The organism is Metapseudomonas otitidis, assembly GCF_011397855.1.
GTDB lineage: Bacteria > Pseudomonadota > Gammaproteobacteria > Pseudomonadales > Pseudomonadaceae > Metapseudomonas > Metapseudomonas otitidis.
On the sequence record NZ_AP022642.1, the window covers coordinates 2,348,453 to 2,359,911 of the forward strand.

At 66.1% G+C, this 11,459-nt stretch carries 10 protein-coding genes; 3 read left to right on the top strand and 7 right to left on the bottom strand.

The genetic code is table 11. The features are described 5' to 3' along the window. The first annotated feature begins 111 nt into the window (after positions 1 to 111). The 3 genes from PotMrB4_RS10840 to PotMrB4_RS10850 all read left to right on the top strand — a co-directional run bounded on the left by PotMrB4_RS10840 (position 112) and on the right by PotMrB4_RS10850 (position 4,466). Positions 112 to 1,431, top strand: a complete 1,320-nt coding sequence (locus PotMrB4_RS10840) for a Na+/H+ antiporter family protein (RefSeq protein ID WP_074969559.1) — start codon at positions 112 to 114, stop codon at positions 1,429 to 1,431. A gap of 116 nt (positions 1,432 to 1,547) precedes the next feature. After that, the gene (locus PotMrB4_RS10845; RefSeq protein ID WP_172433243.1) at positions 1,548 to 3,230 is read left to right on the top strand and encodes a methyl-accepting chemotaxis protein; all 1,683 of its coding nucleotides are present in this window, start codon (positions 1,548 to 1,550) and stop codon (positions 3,228 to 3,230) included. Positions 3,231 to 3,398: 168 nt separating this feature from the next. Continuing rightward, positions 3,399 to 4,466, top strand: coding sequence for an AI-2E family transporter (locus PotMrB4_RS10850; protein ID WP_172433244.1), 1,068 nt, complete (start codon positions 3,399 to 3,401; stop codon positions 4,464 to 4,466). On the opposite strand, the gene PotMrB4_RS10855 is transcribed toward PotMrB4_RS10850, so the two are convergent. The 7 genes from PotMrB4_RS10855 to nuoI form a co-directional block, all read right to left on the bottom strand. Beyond that, complete coding sequence (locus PotMrB4_RS10855) at positions 4,463 to 4,993, bottom strand: alpha-ketoglutarate-dependent dioxygenase AlkB (protein WP_232060821.1); 531 nt, start codon at positions 4,991 to 4,993, stop codon at positions 4,463 to 4,465. The genes PotMrB4_RS10850 and PotMrB4_RS10855 overlap by 4 nt on opposite strands. A gap of 194 nt (positions 4,994 to 5,187) precedes the next feature. Further along, positions 5,188 to 6,663, bottom strand: coding sequence for an NADH-quinone oxidoreductase subunit NuoN (gene nuoN, locus PotMrB4_RS10860; protein WP_107329202.1), 1,476 nt, complete (start codon positions 6,661 to 6,663; stop codon positions 5,188 to 5,190). 20 nt (positions 6,664 to 6,683) lie between these two features. Beyond that, a complete protein-coding gene (gene nuoM / locus PotMrB4_RS10865; RefSeq protein ID WP_172433246.1) occupies positions 6,684 to 8,213 on the bottom strand; it encodes an NADH-quinone oxidoreductase subunit M in 1,530 nt (509 codons plus the stop codon). A 25-nt stretch (positions 8,214 to 8,238) separates the two neighbouring features. After that, positions 8,239 to 10,086 carry an NADH-quinone oxidoreductase subunit L gene (gene nuoL / locus PotMrB4_RS10870; protein ID WP_044405827.1) on the bottom strand — a complete coding sequence of 616 codons (1,848 nt, stop codon included), beginning with the start codon at positions 10,084 to 10,086 and terminating at the stop codon, positions 8,239 to 8,241. Beyond that, on the bottom strand, positions 10,083 to 10,391 hold the full coding sequence (gene nuoK, locus PotMrB4_RS10875; protein WP_044405825.1) for an NADH-quinone oxidoreductase subunit NuoK: 309 nt from the start codon (positions 10,389 to 10,391) through the stop codon (positions 10,083 to 10,085). The genes nuoL and nuoK overlap by 4 nt, the downstream gene beginning before the upstream one ends. Before the next feature lie 4 nt (positions 10,392 to 10,395). Then, entirely contained in the window at positions 10,396 to 10,896 is a 501-nt protein-coding gene (gene nuoJ / locus PotMrB4_RS10880; protein WP_172433247.1) for an NADH-quinone oxidoreductase subunit J, read from the bottom strand. An 11-nt stretch (positions 10,897 to 10,907) separates the two neighbouring features. Further along, positions 10,908 to 11,456 (bottom strand): NADH-quinone oxidoreductase subunit NuoI, encoded by a 549-nt coding sequence (nuoI, locus tag PotMrB4_RS10885; protein WP_044405822.1) that lies wholly within the window; start codon positions 11,454 to 11,456, stop codon positions 10,908 to 10,910. Positions 11,457 to 11,459 lie beyond the last annotated feature (3 nt).

The following is an 11,459-nucleotide window of genomic DNA, read 5'->3' on the forward strand; positions in this document are numbered from 1 at the left end:
TCGTTCAGCATTCTGAACATGTATCCGTTTTGACAGTATCGTTCGCTTTCGGCAGAGTACGCCGCTTTTTTTGCCGCTCTCCTTGAACAGGGCGGCCTTCGGGAGAGTGGAATGAATGCGGTGATCGTGGCAGTCGGCGTGATGCTGGTGCTGAGCCTGCTGCGCGTGCACGTGGTGCTGGCGCTGATCCTGGGTGCGCTGGTGGGCGGCCTGCTGGGTGGGCTTGGCGTGGACGGCACGCTGGAGGCTTTCAACAAGGGGCTGGGCGGTGGTGCAACCGTTGCGCTGTCCTACGCGATGCTGGGGGCCTTTGCCGTGGCGATCTCCCGCTCCGGGCTAGCCCATGCGCTGGCCGACCGGGTGCTGGCGCTGGTGGGGCGCCAGGATGGCAACGGCGGCGGTGCCCTGAAATGGGGCCTGGTGGCGCTGTTGCTGGGCGTTGCGATCGCCTCGCAGAACATCCTGCCGATTCACATCGCCTTCATCCCGCTGCTGGTGCCGCCGCTGCTGTACGTGCTGACCCGTCTGCAGATCGACCGCCGGCTGGTGGCCTGCGTGATCACCTTCGGTCTGATCACGCCGTACATGTTCCTGCCGGTGGGCTTCGGCAACATCTTCCTCAACGAGATCCTGCTGGCCAACGTGGCCCGCAGCGGGGCGGACATCAGTGGCGTCAGCGTCACCCAGGCGATGGCCATCCCGGCGCTGGGCATGGTCGCGGGCCTGCTGATCGCGGTGCTGTTCAGCTACCGGCGCAAGCGCGTCTACGACCTGGAGCGCATCGCCGCCGCCGAGCAGGTGGAGGTGGCCTACGACCGCCGCAGCCTGCTGGCGGCCGGGGCGGCCATTGTCGCCGCCTTCGTGGTGCAGCTGTGGCTGGACTCGATGATCGTCGGCGCACTGGTGGGCTTCCTGCTGTTCTCCGCCAGCGGCGTGGTGCGCTGGCGCCAGGTGGACGACCTGTTCACCGAGGGCATGAAGATGATGGCGATGATCGGCTTCATCATGATCGCCGCCGCCGGCTTCGCCGAGGTGATGCGTGCCACCGGCCAAGTGGCCACCCTGGTGGAGGCCTCCGCCGGGCTGATCGGCAACAGCAAGGCGCTTGGCGCACTGCTGATGCTGCTGGTGGGGCTGCTGGTGACCATGGGCATCGGCTCGTCGTTCTCCACGGTGCCGATCATCGCGGCGATCTTCGTGCCGCTGTGCCTGCAGCTGGGCTTCAGCCCGCTGGCCATCGTCTCCATCGTCGGCACGGCCGGCGCACTGGGAGACGCCGGTTCGCCGGCCTCCGACTCGACGCTGGGCCCTACCTCCGGCCTGAACGTGGACGGCCAGCACAACCACATCTGGGACACCGTGGTGCCCACCTTCCTGCATTACAACCTGCCCCTGCTGGCCTTCGGCTGGCTGGCGGCCATGGTGTTGTGACGGAGCGCTCGTTCCGCCGCGTTTTCCCCACGATTCGCTATAGCTAATGAAGGGACAGCCGATACCTCGGCTGTCCCCTTTCGTTTTCCCGGTCTGCCGCCCTGAGGAATGGATACATGCGCTTGACACTCAAAACCAAGGTCCTGCTACTGGCGCTCGCGCCGGTGATACTGTTCGCCGTCGTGCTCAGCGGCGCAGCAGCCAAGGTCCTGCTGAGCCTCGCCGAGGGTGAGGTGAAGGAAACCCGCGAGCGTCTGATCGATGAGAACCGCCGTGAACTGCAGCATTACATGCAGATCGCCCTGGGCTCGGTGCAGATGCTGTATGACGCGTCGGCCGCCAGTGACATGGCGAGCCGCGAAAAAGCCATCGAGATCCTGAAGAAGATCAAGTACGGCAAGGACAGCTACTTCTTCGCCTACGACTCCCAGGTGATCCGCCTGTTCCGTGGCGACAGCCCGGTGGACGTGGGCAAGAGCTTCTCCGGCCGCAAGGACGTCAACGGCGTGGCTGTGAACGACGAACTGGTCCGGGTCGCCAAGGATGACAGCCGCTACGTCTTCTACAGCTCGCCCTTGCCGGGCAACGAGAGCGTGCAGGTGCCCAAGCTCGGCTACAGCTATTACCTGCCCAAGTGGGACATGGCCCTGGGCACGGCGGTGAACCTGGACGGCGTCGAGGCCCAGGTGGCCGAGGTGCAGGAGGCGATCGACGCGCGCATCAGCACCATCCTCACCAGCATCGTGGTGATTGCGGCGATTTTGCTGGTGGTGTTCGGCATCGTCGGCACGACCCTGGCCAACGCCTTCCTGCGTCCGTTGCAGCAGATCAAGGCCAACCTTGACGACATCGCCGCCGGTGACGGTGACCTGACCCACCGCCTGCCGATCAACAGCCAGGACGAGCTGGGCGAGCTGGCCGGCTCCTTCAACCGCTTCGTCGAGAAGATCCACGGCCTGGTGCGCCAGATCGTCGAGATGACCGTGCAGCTCACCGGCCTGGTGGACCAGGTGTCCGCCCAGGCCCACCGCTCCGAGCAGGCCATGGAGCGCCAGCGCCACGAGACCGACCAGGTGGCCACCGCCATCAACGAGATGAGCGCCGCTGCCCATGAGGTGGCCCAGAGCGCCCAGGGGGCTGCCGAGGCCGCACAGAAGACCGACCAGGAAGGCCAGGCCGCCAAGCGCGTGGTGGACGGCAGCATCACCCGTATCCATTCGCTGGTGGGCGATATCCGCGAGAGCGGCGTGTCCCTGGACAGCCTGCAGCAGGACGTGCAGTCCATCGTCAGCGTGCTGGGGGTGATCCGCTCCATTGCCGAACAGACCAACCTGCTGGCCCTCAACGCCGCCATCGAGGCCGCCCGTGCGGGCGAGGCCGGTCGTGGCTTTGCCGTGGTGGCCGACGAGGTGCGCGCCCTGGCCAGCCGCACCCAGCAGAGCACCCAGGAAATCCAGGGCATGATCGACCGCCTGCAACAGGGCACCCAGGACGCGGTGACCGCCATGCGCCGCTCCAGCGATGCCGGCGAGGTCACCAGCGAGCAGGCCAACCAGGCCGGCGCCTCGCTGGACGCCATTGCCGGTCTGATCGGCACCATCAACGCCATGAACGCGCAGATCGCCAGCGCCGCCGAGGAGCAGACGGCGGTGGCCGAGGAGATCAACCGCAGCGTGCACCAGATCGCCGTTGCCGTGGACAGCGTCGCCGACGACACCCGCCAGGGTGCCGAGACCGCCCGCTCCCTGGCCGCCCTGGGCGAACGCCTGGGTGCGCTGGTGCGTCAGTTCCGCATCTGATTGCCGGCTTGTTCGGCTCGGGGCGCGAGGCTATTCGCGTTCCGGGCTGAAGCCCGGGCCAAGGCGACTCCACCCCTGGCGCTTTCGGGCGCTGCACCTGCAAAGTCTTCGCACTTTGTGCCGACACTGGCGGACTAAACCGGTAACCCCACTGGATACCGCCCGCCCATGTCCGCCTCTCGCTATCCCCTCGAACTTCGCTCGCTGATCCTGCTGCTGGTACTGGTCTCCCTGGCCTTCATCTGGATCCTGCTGCCGTTCTATGGCGCCGCCTTCTGGGCGGTGGTGCTGGCGGTGGTGTTCGCACCACTGCAACGCCGCCTGGCCCTGCGCCTGGGTGGGCGCGGCAACCTGTCGGCGCTGCTGACCCTGGGGGTATGCCTGCTGGTGGCGATCATCCCGGTGTGCCTGATCGGCCTGCTGCTGGTGCAGCAGGGGGCCGATCTGTACAGCCGACTGGAGTCCGGCGAGCTGGACCTGGGCATGTACCTGGAACGCTTCATCGACCTGCTCCCGCAGGCGCTACAGCATCAGCTGGGGCGCTTCGGCCTGGACAACCTGAACGGCCTGCGTGACCGCCTGGTGGGCGCTGCCACCCAGGGCAGCCAGTTCCTTGCGACCCAGGCATTCTCCATCGGGCAGGACACCTTCCAGGTGGTGATCGGCTTCTTCCTGATGCTCTACCTGCTGTTCTTCTTCCTCCGCGACGGCCCGGAAATCGTGCGGCACATCCGCATGGCGGTGCCCCTGGCGGATCACCACAAGCGTCGCCTGCAGCTGAAGTTCACCCGTGTGGTGCGGGCGACGGTCAAGGGCAACGTGGTGGTGGCGGTGATCCAGGGCGGGTTGGGTGGCGTGGTGTTCTGGCTGCTGGACATCCCCAGCGCATTGCTCTGGGGCGTGCTGATGGCCTTCCTGTCCCTGCTGCCGGCGGTGGGCTCGGGGCTGATCTGGGCGCCGGTGGCGGCCTGGCTGATGCTCAGCGGTGACCTCTGGCAGGGCGTGGTGCTGGTGCTGGTGGGCGTGCTGGTGATCGGCATGGTGGACAACCTGCTGCGGCCGATCCTGGTGGGCAAGGACACGCGCATGCCGGACTACCTGGTGTTGCTCTCCACCCTGGGCGGGATTTCGCTGTTCGGCCTCAATGGCTTCGTCATCGGCCCGCTGGTGGCGGCGCTGTTCATGGCCAGTTGGGGGTTGTTCGTCAGCACCCGTCGGCGGGTCCGCCTGCCTTAAGGCGCTGCCCGCAGGCGGCGGAAGGTGAGGCTGATACGCGGGCCGGCGGCTTCGGTCCGGGGAATGGCGTGCAGCCAGTGGACCTGGACGGCCTGGTCCATGTAGAGCAGCGAGCCGGACGGTAGCGTCCAGGCCACTTCGTGCTCGCGGTCGGCCTTGCTGCGAAAGCGGATCTCGCGGGAGTCCCCGAGGGAGAGGATGGCCACCCCGGTGCCGGGCTCCAGCACCTCGCACTCATCGGAATGAAAGCCCATGGATGACTGGCCGTCTTCGTAGAGGTTGAGCAGGCAGTTGTTGGCAGAGAAGCCAATGACCGGCTGCAGGTGATCGCCAAGCCGTTGGGCCCAGGCCGGTAGTGGCGTGGCGGGGTAGTGGATCTGCGAGTAGTTGTAGGCGACCCCGTAGCTGGCGGTGCGTCGCGCGCGCATGCGGGTGTCCCAGGTGACCGTTTCGAGCAGTTGGCGCAAGTGCCTGTCCGGCTCGTCGAGGTAATCGGGGATGAACAGCAGGTCGGGTCTTGGGTGCACGGCTTCGTCCTTGATGGGGTGCGGCGGCGGGTCGCCCGCTGGAGCAGGCTGCCGATGATGCCGGTACTTGCCGGCTGGCGCCATGGTCTTGCTGGTTTCACCTGCCTGGAGGCGGAAGGGGAGGGGACCCCGAAGCGAACGGCCATGAAAAAGCCCGGCATTCGCCGGGCTTTTTCGTTGCTGCCGTGGGGCACTCAGTGGCCGAGTGCGACCAGGCTGGAGTGCTGGACCAGGTCCAGCAGCGGCTGCGGGTAGACGCCGAGCACGAAGGTGAGCAGGGCGACGATCAGCAGCATGATGCCGCCGGCGCGCTGGGCCCAGTGCAGGTCGGCGTCGTGACGACGCAGGTTCGGCTCCACCAGGAACAGCGTGACCATGACCCGCAGGTAATAGAACACGCCGATGGCGCTGCCCAGGATCATCACGCCCAGCAGCAGCCAGAGGTGGGATTCGACACCGGCGGCGATGACGAAGAACTTGCCGATGAAGCCCGCAGTGAGCGGAATGCCGGCGAGCGACAGCATCATCACGGTGAGTACGGCGGTCAGGTACGGACGGCGCCAGAACAGGCCGCGGTATTCGTACAGGGCGTCGCAGTCACGGCCGTTGTAGGGCGTGGACATCAGGGTCACCACACCGAACGCACCCAGGCTGGTCAGCACGTAGGTGGCCAGGTAGACGCCGATGGCCTCCACGGCCATGCCCTTGGTGGCGATCAGGGCGATCAGCAGGTAGCCGAAGTGGGCGATGGAGGAGTAGCCCAGCAGGCGCTTGATGTTGCTTTGCAGCAGGGCCAGCAGGTTGCCGAACAGGATCGAGGCGACGGCGATGGCGGCCAGCAGGTCGTTCAGCCAGCCACCGGCAGTGGCCGGGGAGATCTGGTACAGGCGAACCAGCACGGCGAACACGGCGACCTTGCTGGCGGTGGCCAGGAAGGCCGACACCGGGGCCGGGGAGCCTTCGTAGACGTCCGGCGTCCAGAGGTGGAAGGGCACCAGGGACAGCTTGAACGCCAGGCCGACCAGCATCATGCCGATGCCCAGTTGCACCAGGCCACCGGGCACGCCCTGGCCGGAGAACTTGGCGCCGATGCCGGCGAAGCTCAGGGTGCCTGCGTCGGCATAGAGCAGGGCCATGCCGAACAGCAGGAAGGCGGAACCGGCGGCCGAAAGCACCATGTACTTGATGCCGGCTTCCAGCGAACGCTTGTTGAAGAAGGCGTACGCCACCATGCCGTAGACCGGCACCGACAGCAGTTCCAGCCCGATGAACAGGCCGGCCATGTGCTGCGCGGTGACCAGCACCAGGCCACCGCAGGCGGACAGGAGGATCAGCAGGTACATCTCCTCGCGGTTGCCCGGGTAGCCCTGGCCGGTGTTGCCGCCCAGGTAGGCGTGGATCAGGGTGACGCACGCCAGGGTGGAGGCCAGTACCAGCGCCATGTAGTAGCAGCCGAAGGTGTCGACCTTCAGCAGCGGGGTCACCTCGATGGGGGTGACGCCCAGCGCCGGGATGATAGCCAGCAGGGCGGCGTTGAGGCCGACCACCGACAGGCCGAAGGTGAGGGTGTGGTTACGCTTCCAGGCCACGGCCAGCATCACTGCGACGACAGTGGCGCAGGCAACCAGCAGCGGCAGCAGGGCGATCAGGTGTTGAGTCGTGAATTCCACAGCGTGATGTTCCATGACAGCTACCGGGCCGAGGCGAGTTGGGTGAAGGCTGCATCCAGCCACTGATGCACGCCGTGCATGCTGGCAGCGGAGGTGTCCAGCACCGGTTGCGGGTAGACGCCCAGGAGGATCAGCAGCGCGGCGAGGCCGAGCACCATGATCAGTTCGCGGGGCTTGAGGCCCTGCAGCGGAGCGTCGGACTTGGCGGCACCGAAGTGGGCGCGGTGGATCATGATCAGCGAGTAGACCGAGCCGAACACCAGGCCGGTGGCGGCGATGATGGTCACCCACATGGCCTTCTCGAAGGAGCCCAGGAGGATCAGGAACTCACCCACGAAGTTGCCGGTGCCGGGCAGGCCGAGGGCTGCGGCGGCGAAGAACAGGCTGATGGCCGGCAGGTAGGGCATGCGGCTCCAGATGCCACCCATCTGGCGCATGTCACGGGTGTGCAGGCGCTCGTACAGCTGGCCACAGAGGATGAACAGCGCTGCGGCCGACAGGCCGTGGGCCATCATCTGTACCACTGCACCCTGCAGCGCGATCTGGCTGCCGGAGTAGATGGCGATCAGCACGAAGCCCATGTGCGAGACGCTGGAGAAGGCCACCAGGCGCTTGATGTCGGTCTGCGCGAAGGAGAGCAGGGCGCCGTAGACGATGGCGAACACGCCAAGCCAGTGGGCGATGGGCGCGAACTCGGCCGAGGCGTTGGGGAACAGCGGCAGGGCGAAACGCATCAGGCCGTAGGCAGCGGTCTTCAGCAGGATGCCGGCCAGGTCCACGGAGCCTGCGGTGGGCGCCTGGGCGTGGGCGTCCGGCAGCCAGGAGTGGAACGGCACCACCGGGAACTTCACCGCGAAGGCGATGAAGAAGCCCAGCATCAGCAGGTACTCGGCGGTGGGCGTGAGCGGCGTCTTCAGCAGGTCGGCGTAGTTGAAGGTCAGCACGCCGGTGGCGTTGTAGTGCACCAGCACCAGGCCGAGGATCGCCACCAGCATCACCAGGCCGCTGGCCTGGGTGAAAATGAAGAACTTGGTGGCGGCGTAGATGCGGGTCTTGCCCTTGCTGCCGCTGTGACCCCAGAGCGCGATGAGGAAGTACATCGGCACCAGCATCATTTCCCAGAAGAAGAAGAACAGGAACAGGTCGACGGCCAGGAACACGCCGACCACGCCGCCGAGGATCCACATCAGGTTGAGGTGGAAGAAGCCGACGCGGTTCTGGATCTCGTTCCAGGAGCACAGCACGGACAGCACGCCGAGCAGGCCGGTGAGGGTCACCATCAGCACCGACAGGCCATCCATCGCGAGGTGGATGGTGATGCCGAAGCGCTCGATCCAGTTGACCTTGAATTCGTGCGCCCAGACCGGATCGGCACCTGGGGCAGGGGCCAGGGTGAAGTTGCCGGTGGCCCACAGCCAGAGGCCGAGGCCGAACAGCAGGGACATGGTCAGCAGCGCAATCCAGCGAGGCAGGGTGGCGCCGAAGCGCTCACCTTGCCAGCACAGCAGGCCGCCGATGAAGGGAATCAGGATTAGCCAGGGCAGAATCATGACGGGCTCAATTCCTTAAGAAGATTCAGGTCAGCAGCACGGCGCCGAGCACCAGCACGGCACCACCCACCAGGGAGACCGCGTACCAGCGCAGCTGGCCGGTCTGGCTGCTGCTCAGCATGCCGTTGCCGCCACGAACGAGGCGCGGGATCAGGCCGATGCCGGAGTCGATCGGGTCGTTGCCCAGCAGGCGGGTGGCCAGCAGGTAGGGCTTGACGAACAGCTTGTCGTAGAGCCAGTCGAAGCCCCAGGCGGCGTACCACCAGGCCCCGAGGAAGCGGCCAGGTGCACTCTGGGCGACGGCGCTGACGAAGCGACGCTTGCCGAGGAAGAGCAGGGCGGCCAGCAGGATGCCCGCCAGGGCGATGGCGCCCGAGGCGATTTCCAGGCTGTGCTTGGCTTCGCCACCAGCATGGCCGACGCTCTGCGGCAGCACGCCGGCCAGCGGCGGGGTGATCAGCGCACCGATGAAGGTGGACAGCACGATCAGCACCGACAGCGGCAGCCAGTGGGCCACACCGTGGCCGGCATGGGCCTCGGTCTTCGCTTCGCCGTGGAAGGCGATGAAGATCAGGCGGAAGGTGTAGATCGAGGTCAGGAAGGCACCCGCCAGGCCTGCGTAGAGCAGCCACTGGTGACCGCTGGCGAAGGCTTCCCAGAGGATCTCGTCCTTGGAGTAGAAGCCCGCGGTGACCAGGGGCAGTGCCGCCAGGGCCGCGCCGCCGACGATGAAGCTGGCGTAGGCGAGGGGGAGCTTCTTCCACAGGCCGCCCATCTTGAAGATGTTCTGCTCGTGGTGGCAGGCGTTGATCACCGCACCGGAGGCGAGGAACAGCAGGGCCTTGAAGAAGGCGTGGGTCATCAGGTGGAAGATCGCCGCGTCCCATGCCCCCACGCCCAGGGCGAGGAACATGTAGCCGATCTGGCTCATGGTGGAGTAGGCGAGGATGCGCTTGATGTCGGTCTGCACCAGCGCGGCGAAGCCGGCCAGCACCAGGGTGACGCCACCGACGATGCCCACCAGTTCGAGGATCTCGGGGGTGAGCAGGAACAGGCCGTGGGTCCGGGCGATCAGGTAGACGCCCGCGGTGACCATGGTGGCCGCGTGGATCAGTGCGGAAACCGGGGTCGGGCCGGCCATGGCGTCGGCCAGCCAGGTCTGCAGCGGCAGCTGGGCGGATTTGCCCACTGCGCCACCCAGCAGCATCAGGGTGGCGAACCACAGCCAGCTGTCACCGGCCACGTACTTCTCGGGTGCCAGCTTCATCAGCTCCTGGATGTTCAGGGTGCCGAGGTGCATGAACAGGATGAACAGGCCGATGGCCATGAACACGTCGCCGATGCGGGTGACGATGAAGGCCTTGAGCGCGGCGTTACCGTTGTTCGGGTTGCTGTAGTAGAAGCCGATCAGCAGGTAGGAGCAGAGGCCCACGCCTTCCCAGCCGAAGTACAGGAACAGCAGGTTATCGCCCAGCACCAGGAACAGCATGCTGGTGATGAACAGGTTGGTGTACGAGAAGAAGCGCGAGTAGCCCTCTTCACCGCGCATGTACCAGGAGGCGAACAGGTGGATCAGGAAGCCGACGCCGGTGACCACGCCGAGCATGGTGACCGAGAGGCCGTCCAGGTAGAGCGTGAAGCTGGGCGCGAAGTTGTTCACGCTCATCCACTGCCAGAGCACCTGGGTGTAGACACCGCCTTCCGGCGGCGACACGTGGAACTGCCAGATGACCCAGGCCGCCGTGAGGGCAGAGAGGCCGACGGAGCCGACACCGATCACGGCGGAGGCGTTTTCGGAGAGACGCCCGCGGGAGAACGACAGGACGAACCAGCCGAGCAGCGGGAACAGGAAGGTCAGGAATAGAAGGTTCATCCGCGCATCTCGCTGGCAGCGTCGATATCGAGGGTGTGGAAGCGGCGATACAGCTGCAGCAGGATCGCCAGGCCGATGCTGGCCTCGGCGGCTGCGAGGGTGATCACCAGAATGAACATGATCTGGCCGTCGGCCTGGGCCCAGCGGGCACCGGCGACCACGAAGGCCAGGGCGGCCGAGTTCATCATGACTTCCAGGCTCATGAGGACGAAGAGGATGTTACGGCGCACCATCAGGCCGGCGAGCCCGAGGGCGAAGAGGATGCCGGCGACGGCGAGCCCGTGTTCCAGTGGGATTGCACTCATGGCATTACTCCTTCGCTTCGTAGCGGCCGAGGTGGTAGGCCGCGACCAGTGCCGCCAGCAGCAGCATGGAGGCGAGCTCCACGGCCAGCAGGTAGGGGCCGAACAGGCTGATGCCGACGGCCTTCGCGTCCACGGTGGTGTGGCCGATGGCAGCGCCGCTCTGCTGGCTGAACAGCACGTACAGCAGTTCGGCGAGCAGGGCGAAGGAGAGGGCGGCAGGGCTGACCCAGATCCCGGGCTTGAGCCACTTGCGCTCCTGCTCCACCACGGCCGGGCCGAGGTTGAGCATCATCACCACGAAGACGAACAGCACCATGATGGCGCCCGCGTAGACGATGATCTCCAGGGCGCCGGCGAAGGGCGCACCCAGGGCGAAGAAGCACATCGACACCGACAGCAGCGAGACGATGAGGTAGAGCAGGGCATGCACCGGATTGGTGTTGGTGATCACCCGCAGGGTGGACACCACGGCGACGCCGGCAGCGAAATAGAAAGCGAATTCCACGCAACGTCTCCTTAGGGCAGCAGGCTCTTCACGTTGATCGGCTCGGCCTCGTTCTGCGCGGCACCTTTCGGTTTGCCGGCAATGGCCATGCCTGCCACGCGATAGAAGTTGTAGTCCGGATTCTTGCCGGGGCCGGAGATCAGCAGGTCTTCCTTCTCGTAGACCAGGTCCTGGCGCTTGTACTCGCCCATTTCGAAATCCGGCGTCAGCTGGATCGCGGTGGTGGGGCAGGCTTCTTCGCACAGGCCGCAGAAGATGCAGCGGGAGAAGTTGATGCGGAAGAACTCGGGGTACCAGCGGCCGTCTTCGGTCTCGGCCTTCTGCAGCGAGATGCAGCCTACCGGGCAGGCCACGGCGCACAGGTTGCAGGCCACGCAGCGTTCCTCGCCGTCGGGGTCGCGGGTCAGCACGATGCGGCCACGGTAGCGCGGCGGCAGGTACACGGGTTCTTCGGGGTATTGCAGGGTGTCACGCTTGCGGAAGCCGTGGGAGAACACCATCACCAGGCTGCGAAGCTGGGTGAAGGTGCCGGCTACCACGTCATAGATGTACTTGATCATGGG

What these genes read in the sequence shown, in the direction of transcription:
- PotMrB4_RS10850 (WP_172433244.1), top strand. Translation starts at nt 3,399, where the DNA reads ATGTCCGCCTCTCGCTATCCCCTCGAACTTCGCTCGCTGATCCTGCTG.
- PotMrB4_RS10845 (WP_172433243.1), top strand. Translation starts at nt 1,548, where the DNA reads ATGCGCTTGACACTCAAAACCAAGGTCCTGCTACTGGCGCTCGCGCCG.
- nuoL (WP_044405827.1), bottom strand. Translation starts at nt 10,086, where the DNA reads ATGAACCTTCTATTCCTGACCTTCCTGTTCCCGCTGCTCGGCTGGTTC.
- nuoK (WP_044405825.1), bottom strand. Translation starts at nt 10,391, where the DNA reads ATGAGTGCAATCCCACTGGAACACGGGCTCGCCGTCGCCGGCATCCTC.
- nuoI (WP_044405822.1), bottom strand. Translation starts at nt 11,456, where the DNA reads ATGATCAAGTACATCTATGACGTGGTAGCCGGCACCTTCACCCAGCTT.
- nuoM (WP_172433246.1), bottom strand. Translation starts at nt 8,213, where the DNA reads ATGATTCTGCCCTGGCTAATCCTGATTCCCTTCATCGGCGGCCTGCTG.
- PotMrB4_RS10840 (WP_074969559.1), top strand. Translation starts at nt 112, where the DNA reads ATGAATGCGGTGATCGTGGCAGTCGGCGTGATGCTGGTGCTGAGCCTG.